The organism is Klebsiella sp. R445 (assembly GCF_051131755.1).
Taxonomy (GTDB): domain Bacteria; phylum Pseudomonadota; class Gammaproteobacteria; order Enterobacterales; family Enterobacteriaceae; genus Klebsiella; species Klebsiella lignicola.
Map to the genome: position 1 here is coordinate 4,597,809 of NZ_CP180446.1, position 21,529 is coordinate 4,619,337.

At 54.2% G+C, this 21,529-nt stretch carries 21 protein-coding genes; 12 read left to right on the forward strand and 9 right to left on the reverse strand.

From position 1 onward, the window contains the following. Positions 1-83: 83 nt before the first annotated feature. The 7 genes from ACMYSN_RS21715 (at position 84) to cysM (ending at position 7,249) form a co-directional block, all read left to right on the forward strand. Positions 84-983: a Dyp-type peroxidase gene (locus ACMYSN_RS21715; protein WP_462496130.1), complete on the forward strand. Its 900-nt coding sequence runs from the start codon at positions 84-86 to the stop codon at positions 981-983. A gap of 277 nt (positions 984-1,260) precedes the next feature. Then, entirely contained in the window at positions 1,261-1,992 is a 732-nt protein-coding gene (gene traT, locus ACMYSN_RS21720; protein ID WP_462496131.1) for a conjugal transfer complement resistance protein TraT, read from the forward strand. A gap of 398 nt (positions 1,993-2,390) precedes the next feature. Continuing rightward, complete coding sequence (locus ACMYSN_RS21725; protein WP_462496132.1) at positions 2,391-3,407, forward strand: sulfate ABC transporter substrate-binding protein; 1,017 nt, start codon at positions 2,391-2,393, stop codon at positions 3,405-3,407. Next, complete coding sequence (gene cysT / locus ACMYSN_RS21730; RefSeq protein WP_123755322.1) at positions 3,407-4,240, forward strand: sulfate/thiosulfate ABC transporter permease CysT; 834 nt, start codon at positions 3,407-3,409, stop codon at positions 4,238-4,240. The genes ACMYSN_RS21725 and cysT overlap by 1 nt, the downstream gene beginning before the upstream one ends. Continuing rightward, positions 4,240-5,115: a sulfate/thiosulfate ABC transporter permease CysW gene (gene cysW / locus ACMYSN_RS21735; RefSeq protein ID WP_123755321.1), complete on the forward strand. Its 876-nt coding sequence runs from the start codon at positions 4,240-4,242 to the stop codon at positions 5,113-5,115. The genes cysT and cysW overlap by 1 nt, the downstream gene beginning before the upstream one ends. Next, positions 5,105-6,199: a sulfate/thiosulfate ABC transporter ATP-binding protein CysA gene (cysA, locus tag ACMYSN_RS21740; RefSeq protein ID WP_123755320.1), complete on the forward strand. Its 1,095-nt coding sequence runs from the start codon at positions 5,105-5,107 to the stop codon at positions 6,197-6,199. The genes cysW and cysA overlap by 11 nt, the downstream gene beginning before the upstream one ends. 138 nt (positions 6,200-6,337) lie before the next feature. After that, entirely contained in the window at positions 6,338-7,249 is a 912-nt protein-coding gene (gene cysM / locus ACMYSN_RS21745) for a cysteine synthase CysM (protein WP_174507728.1), read from the forward strand. Here cysM and ACMYSN_RS21750 read toward each other — a convergent pair. Further along, positions 7,246-7,647, reverse strand: a complete 402-nt coding sequence (locus tag ACMYSN_RS21750) for a YybH family protein (RefSeq protein ID WP_462496133.1) — start codon at positions 7,645-7,647, stop codon at positions 7,246-7,248. The two genes, cysM and ACMYSN_RS21750, sit on opposite strands and share 4 nt — an antisense overlap. 65 nt (positions 7,648-7,712) lie before the next feature. Next, a complete protein-coding gene (gene ptsJ, locus ACMYSN_RS21755) occupies positions 7,713-9,008 on the reverse strand; it encodes a transcriptional regulator PtsJ (RefSeq protein WP_462498309.1) in 1,296 nt (431 codons plus the stop codon). A gap of 82 nt (positions 9,009-9,090) precedes the next feature. On the opposite strand from ptsJ, the gene pdxK reads away from it, so the two are divergent. Beyond that, positions 9,091-9,948, forward strand: a complete 858-nt coding sequence (gene pdxK / locus ACMYSN_RS21760; RefSeq protein WP_462496134.1) for a pyridoxine/pyridoxal/pyridoxamine kinase — start codon at positions 9,091-9,093, stop codon at positions 9,946-9,948. A 55-nt stretch (positions 9,949-10,003) separates the two neighbouring features. On the opposite strand, the gene crr is transcribed toward pdxK, so the two are convergent. The 5 genes from crr to cysZ all read right to left on the reverse strand — a co-directional run bounded on the left by crr (position 10,004) and on the right by cysZ (position 14,897). Then, positions 10,004-10,513, reverse strand: a complete 510-nt coding sequence (gene crr / locus ACMYSN_RS21765; RefSeq protein WP_003861316.1) for a PTS glucose transporter subunit IIA — start codon at positions 10,511-10,513, stop codon at positions 10,004-10,006. Positions 10,514-10,555: 42 nt separating this feature from the next. Beyond that, positions 10,556-12,283, reverse strand: a complete 1,728-nt coding sequence (gene ptsI / locus ACMYSN_RS21770; protein WP_123755315.1) for a phosphoenolpyruvate-protein phosphotransferase PtsI — start codon at positions 12,281-12,283, stop codon at positions 10,556-10,558. A gap of 44 nt (positions 12,284-12,327) precedes the next feature. After that, on the reverse strand, positions 12,328-12,585 hold the full coding sequence (gene ptsH / locus ACMYSN_RS21775) for a phosphocarrier protein Hpr (protein ID WP_000487600.1): 258 nt from the start codon (positions 12,583-12,585) through the stop codon (positions 12,328-12,330). A gap of 379 nt (positions 12,586-12,964) precedes the next feature. Then, positions 12,965-13,936, reverse strand: a complete 972-nt coding sequence (gene cysK / locus ACMYSN_RS21780; protein ID WP_462496135.1) for a cysteine synthase A — start codon at positions 13,934-13,936, stop codon at positions 12,965-12,967. A 199-nt stretch (positions 13,937-14,135) separates the two neighbouring features. Beyond that, complete coding sequence (gene cysZ, locus ACMYSN_RS21785) at positions 14,136-14,897, reverse strand: sulfate transporter CysZ (RefSeq protein WP_462496136.1); 762 nt, start codon at positions 14,895-14,897, stop codon at positions 14,136-14,138. Positions 14,898-15,127: 230 nt separating this feature from the next. On the opposite strand from cysZ, the gene zipA reads away from it, so the two are divergent. The 3 genes from zipA to ACMYSN_RS21800 all read left to right on the forward strand — a co-directional run bounded on the left by zipA (position 15,128) and on the right by ACMYSN_RS21800 (position 18,452). Next, complete coding sequence (gene zipA / locus ACMYSN_RS21790) at positions 15,128-16,141, forward strand: cell division protein ZipA (protein ID WP_462496137.1); 1,014 nt, start codon at positions 15,128-15,130, stop codon at positions 16,139-16,141. A gap of 75 nt (positions 16,142-16,216) precedes the next feature. Then, positions 16,217-18,232, forward strand: coding sequence for an NAD-dependent DNA ligase LigA (gene ligA, locus ACMYSN_RS21795; protein WP_462496138.1), 2,016 nt, complete (start codon positions 16,217-16,219; stop codon positions 18,230-18,232). Between the two features lies 1 nt (position 18,233). Beyond that, positions 18,234-18,452 (forward strand): DUF3820 family protein, encoded by a 219-nt coding sequence (locus tag ACMYSN_RS21800; protein WP_013878164.1) that lies wholly within the window; start codon positions 18,234-18,236, stop codon positions 18,450-18,452. Here the strand turns inward: ACMYSN_RS21800 and ACMYSN_RS21805 are convergent. Next, positions 18,449-19,447, reverse strand: coding sequence for a bile acid:sodium symporter family protein (locus ACMYSN_RS21805; protein ID WP_462496139.1), 999 nt, complete (start codon positions 19,445-19,447; stop codon positions 18,449-18,451). The genes ACMYSN_RS21800 and ACMYSN_RS21805 overlap by 4 nt on opposite strands. 89 nt (positions 19,448-19,536) lie before the next feature. On the opposite strand from ACMYSN_RS21805, the gene ACMYSN_RS21810 reads away from it, so the two are divergent. After that, the gene (locus ACMYSN_RS21810) at positions 19,537-20,463 is read left to right on the forward strand and encodes a LysR family transcriptional regulator (protein WP_462496140.1); all 927 of its coding nucleotides are present in this window, start codon (positions 19,537-19,539) and stop codon (positions 20,461-20,463) included. 30 nt (positions 20,464-20,493) lie between these two features. Here the strand turns inward: ACMYSN_RS21810 and ACMYSN_RS21815 are convergent, their stop codons facing one another. Then, positions 20,494-21,258, reverse strand: a complete 765-nt coding sequence (locus ACMYSN_RS21815; RefSeq protein WP_462496141.1) for a nucleoside-specific channel-forming Tsx family protein — start codon at positions 21,256-21,258, stop codon at positions 20,494-20,496. Positions 21,259-21,529 lie beyond the last annotated feature (271 nt).

Genomic DNA, 21,529 nt, shown 5'->3' on the forward strand with positions numbered 1-21,529 from the left:
AGAACGCCATTGTGCAGGCAACGTGAAGTATGACGGGTAAAAAAGTCCCACAGCGTTGGGGTTGTATCATTTCAGGAGGAGCGATGTCTCAGGTTCAGAGCGGCATTTTGCCGGAACATTGCCGTGCGGCGATTTGGATTGAAGCCAATGTCAAAGGGGATATCAACGCCCTGCGCACAGCCAGCCGCGCGTTTGTTGATAAATTAGCGAATTTTCAAACGCAATACCCGGATGCCCAACTGGGTGCGGTAGTGGCGTTTGGCCATAACGTCTGGCGTGAGCTGAGCGGCGGGATCGGTGCCGAAGAGCTGAAAGATTTTCCGGTATACGGCAAAGGCCTGGCACCATCCACCCAGTACGATGTGCTGATTCATATTCTCTCCGCACGCCATGAGGTAAATTTCTCTGTGGCGCAGGCTGCGATGGCCGCTTTCGGCGACCTGCTGGACGTGCAGGAAGAAGTTCACGGTTTCCGCTGGATTGAAGAGCGTGATCTGAGCGGTTTTGTCGACGGTACCGAAAACCCGGCAGGCCTTGAGACCCGCAGCGACGTGGCCATCATCAAAGACGGTGTGGACGCCGGCGGTAGCTACGTATTTGTGCAGCGCTGGGAACATAATCTGACGCAACTGAACCGGATGAGCGTCCCGGATCAGGAGATGATGATTGGCCGCACCAAAGAAGCCAACGAAGAGATTGATGGCGACGAGCGCCCGGCCACGTCGCACCTGAGCCGCGTTGACTTAAAAGAAGACGGCAAAGGGCTAAAAATCGTGCGTCAGAGCCTGCCGTACGGTACCGCCAGCGGGACTCATGGCCTCTATTTCTGCGCTTACTGCGCGTGTATTCACAACATTGAACAGCAGTTGCTGAGCATGTTTGGCGATACCGACGGCAAGCGTGATGCCATGCTGCGCTTTACCAAACCGGTGACCGGCGGTTACTACTTCGCTCCGTCTCTGGATCGTCTGCAGGCGCTGTAATCTGCGTGCACCTTCTCCCGTTCGTCTGCTCGAACGGGAGATTTTTCATTTAAATGCTGAATTTATCCTCACAATATTATTCACAACAAATAACCACAGAGCCGCTCTTCTTAAATTATATTTTTAGTTATTTTTGGCTCTAAATACTGTCGGGTAATATTGGCTGCGATCCTTTTTATTTTCACTCCGCACGTTATTCGTTATAGTGAGTCCGCATTTATGCAATAACAAATAAATACATTCACCTCTTTTATTAATTGAAGTGCAAGGATTCAGTATGAAGCTTAATAAATTTATGGCTGTGCTGGCTATGGGTTCGGTATTGTTTATTTCCGGATGTGGGGCGTTGAGTACCACTATTAAAAAACGCAATCTGGAAGTGAAAACTCAGATGAGTGAGACAATCTGGCTCGAGCCGACAAGTAATCGTACGGTATATTTACAGATCAAAAATACCTCGGATAAAGATATGAGCGGGCTGCAGAGCAAAATTGCCAGTGCGGTGACCGCGAAAGGCTATCAGGTGGTGACTAATCCCGATACCGCCGGCTACTGGATTCAGGCCAACGTGCTGAAAGCCGATAAAATGGACCTTCGTGAATCCCAGGGGTGGTTAAATCGGGGGTACGAAGGCGCCTTGACCGGCGCAGCGTTGGGCACAGGTATTGCCGCCTATAATACCGGTTCAGCTGGTGCGACCTTGGGTATTGGCCTGGCTGCCGGTCTGGTGGGAATGGCAGCCGATGCCATGGTGGAAGATGTCAATTACACTATGATTACCGATGTTCAAATAGCGGAAAGAACCAAGGTCAAAGTGCAGACGAATAATGTTGCGTCATTGCGTCAGGGGACGTCAGGTGTGAAAGTTCAGACCAGTACTCAGCACGGCGATCGGCATAAATATCAAACGCGTGTTGTCTCCAGTGCTAATAAAGTTAATCTGAAATTCCCGGAAGCCCAACCTGTTCTGGAAGATCAACTGGCTAAATCAATTGCTAATATTCTGTAATGACGTTGGCCCGTGGTTGTGAGTCATGATTATTATATATAAAGCCCAATAAATTTATTCGTTGGGCTTATTTCTTAAGTTTACCGTTGCTCCTTTCTGAGGTCATTGATACTTTAAATCATTAACTGTCGGCAAGTCTCCGGAATGGACGACCCCGAGTAAGGCGCTGCCCGACAGAAGTGAAAGCTCCGGCATTCTCAGTACCGCAACACCAGGCTCCTCGCCGCATCTGAGGCACGGATTACCACCGGTTACTCCCTGGCCATTTGATACGAAAGTGGGCCTTATTCCCTTTTCGACTTCCAAATCGCCAAACGGTATATAAAACCGTTACTCCTTTCATACCCGTTATAAATATTATGGCTATAAGAAAGTCATCAAACTGATAAGGGTGCGCAATGGCGGTTAAATCACTGAACAAAGGATATCTGGCACTGGCTGCTTCCATGCTGCTGGTTGCTCAGGCTCAGGCGACGGAACTGCTGAACAGTTCGTACGATGTGTCTCGCGAGCTGTTTGCGGCCCTGAACCCTCCGTTTGAGCAGCAGTGGGCGAAAGATAACGGCGGCGATAAGCTGACCATTAAGCAGTCCCATGCTGGCTCCTCCAAACAGGCGCTGGCGATCCTGCAGGGATTAAAAGCCGACGTGGTGACCTACAACCAGGTGACGGACGTGCAGATCCTGCATGACAAAGGCAATCTGATTTCCGCCGACTGGCAAAGCCGCCTGCCGAACAACAGCTCGCCGTTCTACTCCACCATGGCATTCCTGGTGCGTAAGGGGAACCCGAAAGGGATCCACCAGTGGAGCGACCTGGTGCGCCCGGACGTGAAGCTGATTTTCCCGAACCCGAAAACCTCCGGTAACGCGCGCTATACCTATCTGGCTGCCTGGGGTGCCGCGGACAAAGCCGACGGTGGCGATAAAGCCAAAACCGAACAGTTTATGACCCAGTTCCTGAAAAACGTCGAAGTGTTTGATACCGGCGGTCGCGGTGCGACGACGACCTTCGTGGAACGCGGACTGGGCGATGTGCTGATTACGTTTGAATCGGAAGTGAACAATATCCGTAAACAGTATGAAGACCAGGGCTTCGAAGTCGTGGTGCCGAATGTCAACATTCTGGCGGAGTTCCCGGTCGCGTGGGTGGATAAAAACGTGAAGGCGAACGGTACCGAGAAAGCGGCGAAAGCCTACCTGAACTGGCTCTACAGCCCGCAGGCCCAGACCATCATTACCGATTACTACTATCGCGTGAACAACCCGAAAGTGATGGACTCGCTGAAGGATAAGTTCCCGCAGACCGAGCTGTTCCGTGTTGAAGATCAGTTTGGCTCCTGGCCGCAGGTGATGAAAACGCACTTTGTCAGCGGCGGTGAGCTGGACAAACTGCTGGCGGCGGGGCGTAAGTAATGTTTGCAGTTGCTTCTAAGCGCGTGCTGCCGGGGTTTACCCTTAGCCTCGGCACTAGCCTGCTGTTTGTGTGCTTGATTCTGCTGCTCCCCTTGAGCGCGCTGGTGATGCAGCTGGCGCAGATGACCTGGGGACAGTACTGGGAAGTGGTGACCAACCCGCAGGTGGTCGCAGCCTATAAAGTCACGCTGCTGTCAGCGTTTGTGGCGTCCATTTTTAACGGCGTGTTTGGCCTGCTGATGGCCTGGATCCTGACCCGCTATCGTTTCCCAGGCCGTACGCTGCTGGATGCGTTAATGGACCTGCCGTTCGCGCTGCCGACGGCGGTTGCGGGCCTGACGCTGGCTTCGCTGTTTTCGGTCAACGGCTTTTACGGCGAGTGGCTGGCGAAGTTTGATATCAAAGTGACCTATACCTGGCTCGGTATTGCGGTGGCGATGGCCTTTACCAGCATTCCGTTCGTGGTGCGTACGGTACAGCCGGTGCTTGAAGAGCTGGGCCCGGAATACGAAGAAGCGGCGGAAACGCTAGGCGCAACGCGTCTGCAGAGTTTCCGTAAAGTAGTACTGCCGGAACTCTCACCGGCGCTGCTGGCGGGGATTGCGCTGTCGTTTACCCGCAGCCTGGGTGAGTTTGGCGCGGTTATTTTCATCGCCGGCAACATCGCGTGGAAAACCGAAGTGACCTCGCTGATGATTTTCGTGCGTTTGCAGGAGTTTGATTACCCGGCGGCGAGCGCCATTGCTTCGGTGATCCTCGCGGCGTCGCTGCTGCTGCTGTTTTCCATCAACACCCTGCAAAGTCGCTTTGGTCGACGTGTGGTAGGTCATTAATGGCGGAAGTGACTCAATTGAAGCGTTATGACGCGCCCCGTATTAACTGGGGTAAATGGTTTCTGATTGGTACCGGGATGCTGGTGTCCGCCTTCATTCTGATTGTGCCGATGGTGTACATCTTTGTTCAGGCTTTCAGCAAAGGGCTGATGCCAGTTCTGCACAATCTGGCCGACCCGGACATGCTCCATGCTATCTGGCTTACGGTGATGATTGCGCTGATTACCGTGCCGGTAAACCTGGTATTCGGTACGCTGCTGGCGTGGCTGGTGACGCGTTTTACCTTCCCAGGCCGCCAGCTGCTGCTGACGTTGCTGGATATCCCGTTTGCCGTCTCGCCGGTGGTTGCCGGCCTTGTGTACCTGCTGTTTTACGGCTCGAACGGTCCGCTGGGCGGCTGGCTGGATGAGCACAACCTGCAGGTGATGTTTGCCTGGCCTGGCATGGTGCTGGCGACCATTTTCGTTACCTGTCCATTTGTGGTGCGCGAGCTGGTGCCGGTGATGATGAGCCAGGGAAGTAATGAAGATGAAGCGGCGATTTTGCTCGGCGCTTCCGGCTGGCAGATGTTCCGTCGGGTTACCCTGCCGAATATCCGCTGGGCGCTGTTATACGGTGTGGTGCTGACCAACGCCCGCGCTATCGGGGAGTTTGGCGCGGTATCGGTCGTATCAGGTTCGATCCGCGGTGAAACCCTGTCCCTGCCGCTGCAAATTGAACTGCTCGAGCAGGATTACAACACCGTAGGTTCCTTTACCGCCGCAGCTTTGCTGACGTTAATGGCTATTTTGACCTTGTTTTTAAAGAGTATGTTGCAATGGCGTCTGGCCAATCAGGAAAAACGCGCGCAACTGGAGGGGAATCATGAGCATTGAGATCGTTAATATTAAGAAATCTTTCGGCCGCACTCAGGTGCTGAACGATATCTCTTTGGACATTCCTTCCGGGCAGATGGTCGCGCTGCTGGGGCCATCCGGTTCCGGGAAAACCACGCTGCTGCGGATCATCGCCGGGCTGGAGAATCAGTCCAGCGGCCATATTCGTTTCCACGGTACCGACGTGAGCCGGGTACACGCCCGCGACCGTAAAGTGGGCTTCGTGTTCCAGCACTACGCGCTGTTCCGTCATATGACGGTGTTCGAAAATATCGCTTTCGGCCTGACGGTGCTGCCGCGTCGTGAACGTCCAAACGCCGCTGGGATCAAAGAGAAAGTTACCCGTTTGCTGGAAATGGTACAGCTGGCCCATCTGGCTGACCGTTACCCGGCACAGCTGTCCGGCGGGCAGAAGCAGCGCGTGGCCCTGGCGCGCGCGCTGGCGGTGGAGCCTCAGATTCTGTTGCTGGATGAGCCTTTCGGCGCGCTGGATGCGCAGGTGCGTAAAGAGCTGCGCCGCTGGCTGCGCCAGCTGCATGAAGAGCTGAAGTTTACCAGCGTGTTTGTAACCCACGACCAGGAAGAGGCGATGGAAGTCGCTGACCGCGTGGTGGTCATGAGCCAGGGCAATATTGAACAAGCCGATGCGCCTGAACGAGTCTGGCGCGAGCCGTCCACCCGTTTTGTGCTGGAGTTTATGGGCGAAGTAAACCGCCTGAAAGGCACTATCCGTGGCGGCCAGTTCCATGTAGGCGCCCATCGCTGGCCGCTGGGCTATACGCCGAGCTATCAAGGGCCGGTCGATCTGTTCCTGCGTCCCTGGGAAGTGGATATCAGCCGTCGAACCAGTCTGGATTCCCCGTTACCGGTACAGGTACTGGAAGCCAGCCCGAAAGGCCACTACACCCAATTAGTGGTGCAGCCGTTAGGCTGGTACGACGAACCGCTGACCGTGGTACTGCCAGGCGAAGACGCACCTTCTCGCGGCGAACGTTTGTTCGTTGGTTTACAGAATGCGCGACTCTATAACGGTAACGAGCGTATCGAACCGCGTGAGGCGCTTGCTCTGGCGGAATCAGCCTGATAGCTTAATCGCTAGTTTATCGCTGTTCCGACAACGGCAGGGTGTGGTAGTCCGGATAAGACGTCCTGCGTCGAACTCCGGAGATAATTGCAGGCCGGGTAAGCACAACGTACCCGGCCTTTTTATTGGGTAAAAACCGTGAATACATTAGAGCAAACCATCGGCAATACTCCTCTGGTGAAGTTGCAACGACTGGGGCCGGATAACGGCAGTGAAATCTGGGTCAAACTGGAAGGCAATAATCCGGCGGGTTCCGTGAAGGATCGTGCCGCGCTTTCGATGATTGTTGAAGCGGAAAAACGGGGTGAGATAGCCCCCGGCGACGTCCTGATCGAAGCCACCAGCGGCAACACCGGCATTGCGCTGGCGATGATCGCGGCGCTGAAAGGCTACCAGATGAAGCTTCTGATGCCGGACAACATGAGCCAGGAGCGCCGTGCGGCCATGCGTGCCTATGGTGCAGAGCTGATTCTGGTGACCAAAGAGCAGGGCATGGAAGGCGCGCGTGACCTGGCGCTGGAGATGGCGCAGCGTGGCGAAGGTAAATTGCTGGATCAGTTTAACAACCCAGACAACCCGTATGCCCATTACACCACCACCGGGCCGGAAATCTGGCAGCAAACTCACGGACGTATAACCCATTTTGTTTCCAGCATGGGCACCACCGGTACCATTACCGGCGTGTCTCGCTTTCTGCGCGAGCAGGATAAGCCGGTGAGCATTGTGGGGCTGCAGCCGGAAGAGGGCAGCAGTATTCCGGGGATCCGTCGCTGGCCGGCAGAATATATGCCAGGGATTTTTAATGCGTCGCTAGTTGATGCGGTGCTCGATATTCACCAGCAGGAGGCGGAAAGCACCATGCGCATGCTGGCGGTGCGGGAAGGTATTTTTTGCGGCGTCAGCTCCGGCGGCGCGGTGGCCGGTGCCCTACGTATCGCGCGTGAAAACCCCGGCGCGGTAGTGGTGGCGATCGTCTGCGATCGCGGCGATCGCTACTTGTCCACCGGCGTTTTCGGCGAGGAGCACTTCAGCCAGGGCGCGGGCATTTAACTGACTGGCGTATCCAGCAGGTCGGTACCGTAGGAGTTATCGACGGTGCACAGCCAGCGTTCCCCCTCCTGGCGAAAAACATAGGTTGCGCGCCGCGTAACCTGTGTGGTTCCTCCCTCCGGGGTCGGGATATCCAGCCGGGTTTCCATTATCACCAGCGCATTATCGCCCCCTTCCAGAATCTCCATTCTGCCCTGCGTCACGACCAGACGGTGCTGAAAATAGTCAGCAATCGCGATAAAGGCTTTGCGGATATTCTCCTTGCCCTTGACCACCATGCCCGGTTTGACCACCAGCAGGGCATCTTCGGCGTAGTATTCCATGAGCGTGGCGTAGTCTTCCTGCGATATTGCGCGATCGCAGGCTTCAATGGTGGCTTTTAGCTGCGGGTTGACCATGTGTTATCTCCGGGGAATGGGATGGCGTGTGGCAGACCAGCTCGTCTGTTCCAATATGACCTGCGTCAGGGGCGCAGCACAAGGCGTAAATCATTGGCCAACTGGTGAATCTGAGCGTCGTTCAGGGCGCCGAGCGACAGCCGTAGCCCGTGGGATGGGGCATCAATAGCGAAAATTTCACCTTCACGAACCAGCCAGCCGGCGCGGGCTAAACGCAGAGCCACGGGTTGGGCGGGTTCGTTCAACGGTAGCCAGAAGTTGAGACCATCTCCAGCAGGGAGCGGGTCAAAACCGTGGCACGCCAGGGCTGTAGCCAGCGTTTCATTTTGCTGGCGATAATGGCGTCGGCTTCGGTCCAGTGCATCAGTAAAGGCACTGTCGCTCAGGCAGGCGAAGGCCAGATCCTGCAGCAGATGGCTGACCCACTGGCTGCCGGCATTGAGCCGCAGGCGCAACGCCGCCGAGGTGGTGCTATCGCTGGCGACAAACGCCAGTCGCAGGTCCGGCCCGAGGGTTTTGGACATAGAACGCACCAGCGCCCAGCGCTGCGTGGTCGCCGGGAGCGGCGAGTGCCAGGGCGCTGACGATAGCAGCGCGAAGTGGTCATCGATAATCACCAGCACCTGCGGATAGCGGGCCAGTACTTCCTGGATAGCCGTGGCACGGGCGTTGCTGAGGCTGCAGCCGGTAGGGTTATGCGCGCGGGGTGTGACGATGACCGCACGAGCGCCGTTGCGTAGGGCAATCTCCAGCGCTTCAGGCTGCATTCCCTGCTCATCGACCGCTACCGGGCAGGCGTTAAAGCCGGTGTAGCGCAGCATGTTGATGCTGCTGAGGAAACAAGGGTCTTCGACGACCACGCCATCGCCGGGAAGCAACAGGGCGCAGAGCAGGCGCTCCAGCGCATCGATAGCGCCGCTGGTCAGGTTAATCTCGGCATCTCTTTGCAAATCCTCGTGCATCCAGCGCTGTGCCCAGCGTCGTAGCTCAGGCTTGACGGCGTCGTCGCCATAGAGATGCGGGGTCAGGGAGAGCTGGCTCAGATAGCGGGTGAGATCGGGCAGAAGGCGTGGGTCGGGATTGCCGCTGGAGATATCGTTGAGCGGGGAAGCGGGATCTCGGCCTTCCAGCGCCAGCGGCGTGGTCTGCCCTCTGATAACCGTTCCGTTACGGCCCTGGCTGCTGGCCAGACCGGTGCTCACCAACCGTTTATACGCGGCGGCCACGGTATTGCGGTTAACCGTCAGGTCCGCCGCCAGCTCACGTACCGGAGGCAGAGAGACTCCGGGTTTCAATACTCCGCTCTGGACCAGATGGCGGATGTTATCAAAAATCTCACTGGCGGTTTTTCCAACGATCATCATTGACCTATGACAAAATGGATTTTAGCATAGGACGAATGATAATCAGGGTGTGACCCGCTGTCCAGCGGGGGGAGAAGGGATGGGCCAGCAAGACGAAATACAATCGGTGCTCTTCAATGACAAGAGCCGGGCGCTACAGGTCGATATCGTCGCTGTGCAGTCGCAGGTGGTGTACGGTAGCGTCGGCAACAGTATTGCGGTACCGGCCATTAAACAGCATGGACTGCGGGTTATGGCGGTGCCGACCGTGTTATTCAGCAATACTCCGCACTACGATACCTTCTACGGCGGGGTGATCCCGGAAGCGTGGTTTGTGGGCTATCTGCAAGCCCTTGAGGAGCGCGATGCGCTGCGTGAGTTGCGGGCGGTGACTACGGGTTATATGGGCAGTGCGATACAGATTGAACGCCTGGCGCAGTGGTTACACCGAATCCGCGAATCTCATCCTCATCTGTGTATTCTTGTAGATCCGGTGATTGGCGATGTGGATAGCGGCATCTACGTGAAGGCCGAAATCCCGGAAGCCTATCGTCGGCATCTGCTGCCGCTGGCCGAGGGTATTACGCCGAACCTGTTTGAGCTGGAAACGCTGAGCGGGATGCCATGTCATAATCAGCAGGAGGCGGTGATTGCCGCGCGTAGCCTGTTATCCGATACCTTGAAGTGGGTGGTCATTACCAGCGCGCCAGGCATCGACAACGCGACGATTAACCTGCTGGTGGTAACGGCGGATTCTGTTGAAGTGGTGGTCCATCCGCGGGTCGAAACGGATTTGAAGGGAACCGGCGATTTGTTCTGTGCCGAGCTGATTAGCGGGCTGGTTTCTGGTCTGGCGCTGGGAGAAGCGACGCACGCTGCGGCGCAACGCGTTCTGGCGGTGATGACCTGGACTGCGCAACATGGCTGCGATGAGCTGATTCTACCGCCGCTGGCGTGAGGTCTCTGCGATAAAAAAATGGCGCCGGAAGGCGCCATTTTTTCTGCGGCAAGAATTACTTCTTGATGCGAATGACCGGGGTTTCACCCACGGTTACGCTACCGGACAGTTTGATCAGCTCTTTGATCTCGTCCATGTTGGAGATAACAACCGGAGTCAGGGTAGACTTGGCTTTCTCTTCCAGCAGCGGCAGATCGAATTCGATGACCGGGTCACCGACTTTCACACGCTGACCTTCTTCGGCAATGCGTTTGAAGCCTTCGCCTTTCAGCTCAACGGTATCAATACCGAAGTGAACGAAAAGTTCGATACCACTATCAGATTCAATAGAGAATGCATGGTTGGTTTCAAAGATTTTACCGATGGTACCATCTACCGGCGCTACCATTTTGTTGCCGGTAGGTTTGATAGCAATGCCATCACCCACAATTTTTTCCGCAAAAACTACATCCGGCACGTCTTCGATGTTGACGATCTCGCCAGAGAGCGGAGCAACAATCTCAATAGTTCCGGAGTCTTTTTTGTCATCAGAAACCAGAGATTTCAATTTATCGAACAAACCCATGATCTTCTCCTAAGCAGTAATTTGGGCCGCGCATCTCGTTGATTAGCAGATTGTTTTTTCTTCAATGAACTTGTTAACCAGCGTCATTAACTCGTCCGTTGTCGGTTGAGCAAGAGCCTGCTCTGCTAATACTTTCGCATCTTCGAAGTTCGTGTTACGAATAATCTTCTTGATACGCGGGATGGAAATGGCGCTCATAGAGAATTCGTCCAGCCCCATACCCAGCAACAGAAGTGTAGCACGTTCATCGCCCGCAAGCTCACCACACATGCCAGTCCATTTTCCTTCAGCGTGAGAAGCATCAATAACTTGCTTAATCAGCGTCAGGACAGATGGTGACATTGGCTGGTAAAGATGTGAAATCATATCATTACCACGGTCAACTGCCAGAGTATATTGCGTTAAATCATTGGTTCCGATACTAAAGAAATCGACTTCTTTTGCTAAATGACGAGCAATCGTTGCCGCGGCTGGTGTTTCAACCATCACGCCGACTTCGATGGTTTCGTCGAATGCTTTGCCTTCGTCACGAAGTTCCTGCTTGTAGATCTCAATCTCTTTCTTCAGTGCACGCACTTCTTCAACAGAGATGATCATTGGGAACATGATGCGAAGTTTACCGAAAGCGGAAGCACGCAGGATGGCGCGAACCTGGTCACGCAGGATCTCTTTACGATCCATCGCGATACGCACGGCACGCCAGCCGAGGAACGGGTTCTCTTCTTTCGGGAAGTTCATGTACGGCAGTTCTTTGTCGCCGCCGATGTCCATGGTACGTACGATAACGGCCTGAGAGCCACAGGCCTCAGCAACCGCTTTGTAGGCGGCGAACTGTTCTTCTTCAGTTGGCAGCGCGTCACGGTCCATGAACAGGAATTCTGTACGATACAGGCCTACGCCTTCTGCGCCGTTGCGCTCTGCGCCATCGACGTCACGTACGGTACCAATGTTGGCACAGACTTCAACCTGATGTCCGTCCAGCGTAATCGCCGGCAGATCTTTCAGCTTAGCCAGCTCCGCTTTTTCTTCTGCGACCTGGGCCTGCAGATTGCGCAGTTCTTCGATTTGTTCGTTGGTCGGGTTAACCAGAACCTGGTTATTGACCGCGTCGAGGACCAGATAATCGCCGTTTTTCACCTGCGTGGTGACGCTACCGGTGCCCACGATGGCCGGCAGTTCAAGAGAACGCGCCATGATAGAGGTGTGGGAAGTACGGCCACCAGCGTCGGTGATGAAGCCCAGCACCTTGTTCAGGTTCAGCTGTGCGGTTTCCGACGGGGTGAGATCGGCTGCAACCAGAATCACTTCGTCCTGGATTGCGCTCAGATCGATAATTGCCAGACCGAGGATATTGCGCAGCAGACGCTTACCGATATCACGTACGTCAGCGGCACGTTCTTTCAGGTATTCATCGTCCAGCTCTTCCAGCGCAGTGGCCTGACCTTCGATAATTTCATTGGCTGCCGCGTCGGCAGTCATGTGCTTATCTTTAATCAGGGCTATGATTTCCTGCTCAAGCTCCTCATCTTCCAGCAGCATGATGTGCCCTTCGAAGATGGCTTCTTTTTCTTCACCGAAAGTTTCACCAGCTTTGGTTTTGATGACCTCCAGCTGGGCGGAGGCCTTGGTGCGGCCGCTCAGGAAACGTTCGACTTCCTGGTCAACCTTATCGGCAGAAATTTTCTTCCGGTCGATGACAATTTCGTCTTCTTTCAGCAGGAGAGCCTTACCGAAAGCGATACCCGGGGATGCTAAAATGCCTGAAATCATAACCCTACCTTACTTGTGACTGATATTAAAAAGAACCCGTGAACTTATTCGAGTTCAGCCATCAGTTTTACCAGATGCTCAACTGCTTTTTGCTCATCTTCGCCTTCAGCGGAGATGGTTACAACGGTACCCTGAGTCAGACCCAGAGTTTGCAGTTTGAACAAGCTTTTGGCGCTGGCGCTTTTGCCGTTGGAGGTCACAGTGATCTCAGAAGTGAAGCCTTTCGCTTCTTTAACAAACTGAGCAGCAGGGCGGGTGTGCAGACCGTTCGGAGCGGTAATGGTAACTTCTTGCTGGAACATTATATTTCCCCAACTTATAGGTTTAGTGTTGTGGACCTAAAGTCTAGCCTAACGGCGAGGCTTTAGCCTGTATTGTTAGCGCCGGCGTTACGTGTCTGGCTAAGGTGTCAACAGCGTGTTCGCTGTGAGGACCATCTGGCCGTTGACGTCTGGCACGTCATTAAACATTATGCAGCGAAAGGAAGACTTGAACCAAATCATAAAATCGATTCAGCACGTGGAAATCCGATTTTGAATAATTTCGCGCATCAAAATAAATGTGTTGGTTAAATACCAGACCCTACGCGGTGAATCAATGCCAGGAGGGGTAAAACTTTGACGTATGCCACAAAAAAGCACCTAAAAAGGTGCTTTTTTACACGATACTAGCCGGATGGCATCACTGTTGCAGTTCTTTCTCGGTGAAGAGATCGGCAAACAGCGCTGTGCTTAAATAACGCTCACCTGAAGACGGTAGGATAACCACAATATTCTTATTGGTAAAGGCCTCATCTTCCTGCAGTTTGAGTGCTGCGGCGACGGCCGCACCGGAAGAGATACCCGCCAGAATACCTTCTTCATCCATCAGACGACGAGCGGTGGAGATGGCTTCTTCGTTGGTGATGCCCACGACTTTATCGATCAGCTTCAGATCAAGGTTACCAGGGATAAAGCCGGCACCGATACCCTGAATTTTGTGCGGGCCTGGTTTCAGCTCCACGCCAGCCAGCGCCTGAGCGATAACCGGGGAGTCGGTCGGTTCCACCGCAACGGAGAACAGATCTGTTTTGCCTTTGGTCCCTTTGATGTAGCGGCTCACGCCGGTCAGTGTACCGCCGGTACCGACGCCTGCGATGAACACATCAACCTGACCGTCGGTATCTTCCCAGATTTCCGGGCCGGTGGTTTTTTCGTGAATTTCCGGGTTGGCCGGGTTGCTGAATTGCTGCAGCAGCAGATATTTTTCCGGGTCGCTGGCGACAACCTCTTCGGCTTTCTGGATGGCGCCTTTCATGCCTTTCGCGCCTTCGGTCAGCACCAGGTTGGCTCCCAGCGCTTTCAGCAGCTTGCGACGTTCAATACTCATGGTTTCCGGCATGGTCAGCGTCAGCTTATAGCCGCGCGCTGCCGCAACATAGGCCAGAGCAATCCCGGTGTTGCCGCTTGTCGGCTCAACTAACTCGACGCCGGCTTTCAGCACACCGCGTTTTTCGGCATCCCAAATCATATTGGCACCGATTCGGCATTTCACGCTAAAGCTCGGGTTGCGAGACTCGACTTTCGCCAGGATGCGTCCGTTACCGATTCGGTTCAGTCGTACTAACGGCGTGTGGCCGATAGTCAGGGAGTTGTCTTCAAAAATCTTACTCATGGCCCGTCCTTAACTGTATGAAATTTGGGAGTACGGCTCCAGCATACCCGCTTAAGGAATATGCGGAAGTAAGGAAATAGCATATCTATATTCGGAAGGGAAATAATGATGAGCCAGAAGGAATAAGGCCCGGCATATAGCGGTTCTGCTTCAGGCCATCGTGCCATTGGCCTGAAGCAGTTATCGAAGGGAGAGGGAGTTACTTCCACATCGCGTGTTTATCGCGATAGCAGTCGACCCACATGGCCGTTGCCCCGCAAATAGCGACCGGCAGAATCACCAGGTTCAGAACGGGGATCATCGTGAACAAGCTGGTGAGGGCGCCAAACTGCATATTGGTCACCTTACGGGTACGCAGCGCCTCGCGCATGGTTTTAAAGGGCACTTTATGGTTATCGAACGGGTAGTCGCAGTACTGGATGGCCAGCATCCACGCGCTAAACAGGAACCACAGTACCGGTGCCACGGTCTGGCCGATGCCCGGGATGAAATAGAGGATCAGCAATACGATCGCCCGTGGCAGGTACCAGGACAGCTTCTGCCATTCTCGCTTCATAATGCGCGGCACGTCTTTCATGATGCCGAAAACGCCGACGTCCGGCGGGGTGGCGCCGGTCAGGCGGGCTTCCAGTTGTTCGGCGAGCAGGCCGCTAAACGGGGCGGCAATCCAGTTTGCAATCGTTGAGAAAAAGTAACCGAACACCAGCAGGATCGAGATAACCACGATAGGCCACAGCAGATAGTTCAGCCACTGTAACCATTCGGGCACGTGACCCATCAACGACGGGATCCAGCTATCGAGGCGTGTAAACAGCCACCAGAAGGCGCCGCCCATCAGGACAATGTTGACTAATAAAGGCAAAAAGACGAAACGACGAATGCCGGGCAGAGCGATCAGTTTCCAGCCCTGTGAAAAATAGTAGACGCCACTACGCGGGGTAGATGCGGATGTTGAAACCATGGTCAGGCAATGCTCCTGTTTTGACATTCAGACTGAATGCCCGCTTATTTTATCGGGTTGCCAGACAATAACCAGTTAGGAAATGTTCGAAAAAACAGCAAAAAGCACGATTTAGTTCATCTTTATGTGGTGAAAGCGGCAGACGCACTTGCACTCGACGTAATCGACAAATACTCTTAGTAAGTAAATGTTTGCCGTGGTGGCAAGGTGTTAGAACAACAGAGAATATAATGATGCAGGATTTGCGTCTGATATTAATCATTGTTGGCGCGATCGCCATACTCGCTTTACTGGTACACGGTTTTTGGACCAGCCGTAAAGAACGTTCCTCGATGTTTCGCGATCGCCCACTGAAACGTATGAAGTCTCGCGATGACGAAGAGTCTGAGAGCGATGACGTTGATGACGATGTTGAAGGCGTGGGTGAAGTTCGCGTTCACCGGGTTAATCACGCCCCTACTGGCGTGCACGGTGAGCAAGAAGCTCCTCGTCAGGCGCCGCCGCAACACCAATATCAGCCTCCTTATGAGCGTCAGGTTCAGCAACCTGTGCGCCCGGAAGAGCCGGTACGCCAGCAGCCTGTGCAGCATCAGGTTCCACAACCTCAGGTGACGCAGCAACCGCAGCCTGCCGCGCAGCAGCCTGTACCACCGCAATATCAGCCACCGCCTCAGCAGCCCGCGGTGCAGCAGAACACGCCGTCGCATCAGCCGGTGCCTGTTCAGCCAACGCAGCCTGTCGCGCCGCCACAACCGGCCGCCGCGCAGCCTCAGCCAGCTCCTGAACCTCAGGTCGCTGAACCGGCTCCTCAGCCGAAAGAGCGTAAAGAAACGGTCATTGTGATGAACGTCTCCGCGCATCAGGGCACGCAGATTAACGGCGAAGTGCTGATCAACAGCATTCAGCAGGCGGGCTTTAAATTTGGCGACATGAACATTTTCCATCGCCACCTTAGCCCGGACGGCAGCGGTCAGGTGCTGTTCAGCCTGGCAAATATGGTTAAACCGGGTACGTTCAATCCGGATGGCATGGCGGATATGACCACGCCTGGCGTGACTATCTTTATGCAGGTCCCGTCGTTTGGTGATGAACTGCAAAACTTTAAGCTGATGCTGCAATCTGCACAGTACATTGCTGACGAAGTTGGTGGTGTCGTGCTGGACGATCAGCGTCGGATGATGACTCCGCAAAAGCTGCGCGAATATCAAGACCGTATTCGTGAAGTGAAAGAGGCCAACGCCTGATTTTTTCTCCTGGCGTTTCGTCTTCCAATCCAGAACCCCCGCCTGCCGGGGGTTTTTTATCATTGATGGTGCGATATGGAACCGATCGAACAAAAACTGACTGAACTGCGAACCACGCTTCGCCATCATGAATATCTGTACCATGTTATGGATACCCCGGAGATTCCCGATGCGGAATATGACCGGTTGATGGGCGAACTGCGTGAGCTGGAAGCCAGCCATCCGGAACTGATTACCTCTGATTCACCAACCCAACGCGTCGGGGCGACTCCGCTGGCCTCATTCAGCCAGATTCGCCATGACGTACCGATGCTGTCGTTGGATAACGTCTTTGATGAAGAGAGCTTCCTGGCCTTCAACAAGCGCGTTCAGGACCGGCTGAAGAGCAGCGATGATCTGGTCTATTGCTGCGAGCTGAAGCTGGATGGGTTAGCGGTCAGTATTCTGTATGAAAACGGCGTATTGATTCAGGCCGCAACGCGCGGTGACGGGACCACCGGCGAGGATATTACCTCCAACGTCCGAACGATTCGCGCCATCCCGCTGAAGCTGCGCGGCGACAACATTCCGGCGCGCCTGGAAGTGCGCGGTGAAGTGTTCCTGCCGCAGGCCGGCTTTGAAAAAATTAACGAGGAAGCCCGCCGCACCGGCGGAAAAGTGTTTGCCAACCCGCGTAATGCGGCGGCAGGTTCTTTGCGTCAGCTTGACCCGCGTATTACAGCGAAGCGACCACTTACTTTCTTCTGCTACGGCGTGGGCGTGCTGGATGGCGGAGTACTGCCGGAAAGCCATTCCGGCCGCCTGCAGCAGTTTAAGGCGTGGGGATTGCCGGTGAGCAACCGGGTGAAACTGTGTCACACCCCAGAGGAAGTACTTACTTACTATCATAAGGTCGAGCAGGACCGCCCGCATTTAGGCTTTGATATCGATGGCGTGGTGATCAAAGTTGACTCCCTGGCGTTACAGGAGCAGCTGGGATTTGTTGCCCGGGCACCGCGCTGGGCCGTTGCTTTTAAGTTCCCGGCACAAGAACAGATGACCTTCGTGCGTGATGTGGAGTTCCAGGTTGGGCGCACCGGGGCGATCACGCCGGTAGCACGCCTGGAGCCAGTACATGTGGCAGGCGTTCTGGTGAGCAACGCCACCTTGCATAACGCCGATGAAATTGCCCGTCTGGGTCTGCGCATTGGCGATAAAGTGGTGATTCGTCGTGCAGGCGACGTGATCCCCCAGGTCGTGAATGTTGTGCTGTCTGAACGCCCGGACGATACGCGTGAAATCGAATTTCCGACCCATTGCCCGGTCTGTAACTCGGATGTTGAACGCGTGGAAGGTGAAGTGGTTACGCGCTGTACTGGCGGGTTAATCTGCGGTGCGCAGCGTAAAGAGGCCTTAAAACATTTCGTCTCCCGTCGTGCATTAGATGTGGAAGGGATGGGGGATAAAATCATCGACCAGCTGGTGGAGAAAGAGTATGTCCACACGCCGGCCGATCTGTTCCGCTTGAGCGCCGGTAAGCTTACGGGTCTGGATCGAATGGGGCCGAAATCCGCGCAAAACGTGGTGAATGCGCTGGAAAAATCCAAACAGACCACTTTTGCGCGCTTCCTGTACGCGCTGGGCATTCGTGAGGTAGGCGAAGCCACGGCGGCGGGGCTGGCGGCCTATTTTGGCACTATCGAAGCGCTGGAGCAGGCTTCTATTGAAGAGCTGCAAAAAGTTCAGGATGTCGGGATCGTCGTCGCTACGCACGTCTTCAACTTCTTCGCTGAAGAGAGCAACCGCGATGTGATTGCTCAACTGCGGACCGAAGGCGTCAGCTGGCCTGCGCCGGTGGTGGTCAATGCCGAGGAAATCGATAGTCCGTTCGCCGGTAAAACGGTGGTGCTGACCGGCAGCCTGAGCCAGCTGTCGCGCGACGACGCGAAGGCACGGTTGGTTGCCTTGGGGGCGAAAGTGGCCGGCAGCGTATCGAAAAAAACCGATCTGGTGATCGCCGGGGAAGCGGCGGGTTCTAAGCTGGCTAAAGCGCAGGAGCTCGGTATCGAGGTGATCGACGAAGCCGAAATGCTGCGTCTGCTGGGAGATTAACATGGATAAAGCGCAGCTCATCGAGATTGCCAATACGGAAATGCCGTTTGGCAAATATAAAGGTCGTCGCCTGATTGATGTGCCGGAAGAGTATTTGCTGTGGTTTGCCCGCAAGGATCAGTTTCCTGCCGGGCATCTTGGCGAGCTGATGGCGTTAACCTTGTTGATTAAAACCGAAGGGCTGACCCAACTGGTTCAGCCCTTAAAGCAGCCGCGTTAAGCTTCAGAGGCGCGGGTTTTTTCCTGCGCCTGCAACGCTTCTGCCTGACGCTTATAACGACGTGCCAGCACGGCGCAAACCATCAGCTGAATCTGATGGAAGATCATCAGCGGCAGCACCATGATCCCCAGAATTGACGTCGGGAAGAGAATATTGGCCATCGGAATGCCGTTTGCCAGACTCTTTTTCGAACCGCAGAAGACGATTGTGATTTCATCGGCTTTATTGAACCCGCATCTGCGCGCCACAAAGACGTTGATAGCAATCACAATCGCCAATAGCACGATGCTGACAATAACAATAAACAGCAGCGAGCCAACGCCGACTTTGTGCCATATGCCGTTAACGACCGCTTCGCTGAACGCCGAGTAGACCACCAGCAGAATTGAGGTCTGATCGGTTTTTGAGATCCACTTTTTATGCCGCGCCACCCAATCGCCAATCCACGGACGAGACAGGTGTCCAAGTACAAACGGCAGCAGCAGTTGCAGCATAATTTTCCCTACCTGCTCTACGCTCCCTCCTGCACCGTGCAGGTTCATCAGCAACCCGACCAGCAACGGCGATACAAAGATCCCCAGCAGGCTCGATGCCGACGCCGAACAGACGGCCGCTGCGACGTTACCACCGGCCAGTGAGGTAAAGGCAATCGCTGACTGGACGGTGGCGGGCAGGATGCACAGATAAATAAAGCCGGTATACAGCGCCGGGTCGACGTTAATCGGCGCCCACCAGGCGAACAGTACCCCTAAAACCGGGAAGACCACAAAGGTGCTGCACATAACCCACAGGTGTAAACGCCAGTGGCTTCCCCCGGCGACGATCGCCTCGCGGGAGAGTTTGGCACCATGCATGAAAAACAGCAGCGCGATGGCGGCGGTGGTCAGATACTCAAAGAAGGGGACAAAGTTGCCGCGGGCCGGGAAAAAAGAGGCCAGCAGTACCACGGTCACGAGGGTAAGGGTAAATGGATCAAGAATGCGGAAAAGTTTCATAAACGCTCCTGAAAATCGATGTTGCTATTGTGCTTTTTCTATTTTGAGAAATAAAATTGATTTATTGCATCTATTCATGAATAAAAGAGATGAATTACTCACTACGTCAGTTAAAGGTCTTCGTCACCGTTGCGCGGGTAAAGAGTTTCAGCCGGGCAGGGGAAATTATTGGTCTCAGCCAGTCAGCGGTCAGTCATAGCGTCAAAGAGCTGGAACACCAGACCGGCGTGCGCTTGCTTGATCGTACCACCCGGGAGGTGGCGTTGACGGAAGCCGGCCAGCAACTGGCCGGTCGCCTTGAACGTCTGCTGGATGAGCTAAACAGCACGCTGCGTGATGCCGGGCGGGTAGGGCAGCAGCTTTCGGGAACCGTCCGCGTTGCGGCCAGCCAGACGATTTCAGCGCACCTGATCCCTCAATGTATCGCGCACAGCAATCAGCGTTACCCGGAGATAAGTTTTGTCCTCCACGATCGCCCCCAGCAATGGGTTCTGGAGAGTATTCGTCAGGGCGACGTGGATTTCGGCATCGTTATCGATCCCGGCGCTGCAACCGATTTACAGTGCGAGACGGTTCTTGCCGAGCCTTTTCTACTGCTTTGTCGTAGCGATCATCCTTTTGCCAGACAGGACTCGGTGAGCTGGCAGGAGCTACAGCATCAGCGGTTGGTGCTACAGGATTATGCCTCTGGTAGCCGTCCGCTAATTGATGCGGCGTTACAGCATTTTTCGATCGAACCGGCCATCGTGCAGGAGATTGGCCATCCCGCGACCCTGTTTCCGATGGTGGAGTCCGGGATCGGTATCAGTATCCTGCCCGCTCTGGCATTGCCGCTTCCGCAAGGAAGTCAGTTAGTGGTGAAACGATTGACGCCGATTGTGGAACGCCAGTTGATGCTGGCACGACGTAAAAACCGCTCATTATCTACGGCGGCAGAGGTGCTGTGGGAAGTCGTCAGAGCGCAGGCCAGCGAGCTGGCCGCAGGTCGGGCGAAGGATCCGCTCTATCAGATGTAGTCAGCCTGCCGTTCCGGCAGGCAAAAGAGGTTAAAACTGATATTTGAGGGAGTAAATAATGCCATCCTGGAGGAAGGTTTCCCCAAGCTTATTCTTCGCGTAGCGATACTGAATGCCAGCGGTCAGATTAGGCGTTACGTTCCACCACATCGCCACCGCGCCGTTAAGACCATCCTTACCGCCATTACCGGCAGCATAGCTTGCATCGCGGTCGAATTCATACTCATTCCAGTTAGTTAGTGTGAATTTCTCACTGCCCAACAGGAAGTTATATCCTGCTACCCAGCCCAGAACATAACCATTGTCACCCGTATAATAAGTCTGTTCAGTATAGCGTTTGGCAAAGAAGGGTTTAAACCAGTAACCGTTGCCGGTGACGTTATACCCAAAGCCGTAGAGGACCATATCATCATGGAAATTCCTTCGTTCAGGGGAACCATAGGTACCATAGGCGTGTAAATAGAGGTTTAACCCGGTATCACCAAGATAGATACGATTGGTATTTTTAAAGGTATAGCGCTGCTCGCTGCCAGGCCTGTCATGGCGACCGTTGTAGAAGTTTTCCCAATCGAAGAACCCGTATATTTCCCCCCAGCTAAAATTCGCCCCGCCTTCAAGTTCCAGATAGCCAAAATCATCTTTGTGGGATTTTTTAGCGGATTTCTCAGTGGTATTTGCTGTCCAGTCGAGGTAATGCAGGCCTATATCGGCAAAACCGCCTTTAAATTCCGCCTGGACGGTTTGGGGTAAAATCAATGCAGCGGCAAAACTTAATTTGATAAGCGTTTTATTCATGAGGTATTCCATCTGGCAGAAATATAAATTGAGGATAATTATTGTATTTTGCCGTGGGCCCCAGCGGACAACATCTTATGCAAAAGAAAAGATGTAAATCCAATACTAAATTATTGATAATTAATAGGGGATTGCTATGAATTCAGTTTGTGAAATCAATATAAAAGGGATATCGATCGCGATGAGAAAGTGTATTGGTAAATGATTGTCCACTATCGTTATAAAAAGAGGGTACTCAGTTTTTCTCCGATTATTCAGTTTTGAGGATCTA

Excerpts from the sequence above, each read along its gene's own strand:
- ptsI (WP_123755315.1), bottom strand. The coding sequence starts at position 12,283 with ATGATTTCAGGCATTTTAGCATCCCCGGGTATCGCTTTCGGTAAGGCT.
- ligA (WP_462496138.1), top strand. The coding sequence starts at position 16,217 with ATGGAACCGATCGAACAAAAACTGACTGAACTGCGAACCACGCTTCGC.
- pdxK (WP_462496134.1), top strand. The coding sequence starts at position 9,091 with ATGGGCCAGCAAGACGAAATACAATCGGTGCTCTTCAATGACAAGAGC.
- cysK (WP_462496135.1), bottom strand. The coding sequence starts at position 13,936 with ATGAGTAAGATTTTTGAAGACAACTCCCTGACTATCGGCCACACGCCG.
- ptsH (WP_000487600.1), bottom strand. The coding sequence starts at position 12,585 with ATGTTCCAGCAAGAAGTTACCATTACCGCTCCGAACGGTCTGCACACC.
- ACMYSN_RS21800 (WP_013878164.1), top strand. The coding sequence starts at position 18,234 with ATGGATAAAGCGCAGCTCATCGAGATTGCCAATACGGAAATGCCGTTT.
- ACMYSN_RS21810 (WP_462496140.1), top strand. The coding sequence starts at position 19,537 with ATGAATTACTCACTACGTCAGTTAAAGGTCTTCGTCACCGTTGCGCGG.
- crr (WP_003861316.1), bottom strand. The coding sequence starts at position 10,513 with ATGGGTTTGTTCGATAAATTGAAATCTCTGGTTTCTGATGACAAAAAA.
- ACMYSN_RS21815 (WP_462496141.1), bottom strand. The coding sequence starts at position 21,258 with ATGAATAAAACGCTTATCAAATTAAGTTTTGCCGCTGCATTGATTTTA.
- cysW (WP_123755321.1), top strand. The coding sequence starts at position 4,240 with ATGGCGGAAGTGACTCAATTGAAGCGTTATGACGCGCCCCGTATTAAC.
- cysA (WP_123755320.1), top strand. The coding sequence starts at position 5,105 with ATGAGCATTGAGATCGTTAATATTAAGAAATCTTTCGGCCGCACTCAG.
- traT (WP_462496131.1), top strand. The coding sequence starts at position 1,261 with ATGAAGCTTAATAAATTTATGGCTGTGCTGGCTATGGGTTCGGTATTG.
- ptsJ (WP_462498309.1), bottom strand. The coding sequence starts at position 9,008 with ATGATCGTTGGAAAAACCGCCAGTGAGATTTTTGATAACATCCGCCAT.
- zipA (WP_462496137.1), top strand. The coding sequence starts at position 15,128 with ATGATGCAGGATTTGCGTCTGATATTAATCATTGTTGGCGCGATCGCC.
- cysT (WP_123755322.1), top strand. The coding sequence starts at position 3,407 with ATGTTTGCAGTTGCTTCTAAGCGCGTGCTGCCGGGGTTTACCCTTAGC.
- ACMYSN_RS21725 (WP_462496132.1), top strand. The coding sequence starts at position 2,391 with ATGGCGGTTAAATCACTGAACAAAGGATATCTGGCACTGGCTGCTTCC.
- ACMYSN_RS21750 (WP_462496133.1), bottom strand. The coding sequence starts at position 7,647 with ATGGTCAACCCGCAGCTAAAAGCCACCATTGAAGCCTGCGATCGCGCA.
- ACMYSN_RS21715 (WP_462496130.1), top strand. The coding sequence starts at position 84 with ATGTCTCAGGTTCAGAGCGGCATTTTGCCGGAACATTGCCGTGCGGCG.
- cysZ (WP_462496136.1), bottom strand. The coding sequence starts at position 14,897 with ATGGTTTCAACATCCGCATCTACCCCGCGTAGTGGCGTCTACTATTTT.
- ACMYSN_RS21805 (WP_462496139.1), bottom strand. The coding sequence starts at position 19,447 with ATGAAACTTTTCCGCATTCTTGATCCATTTACCCTTACCCTCGTGACC.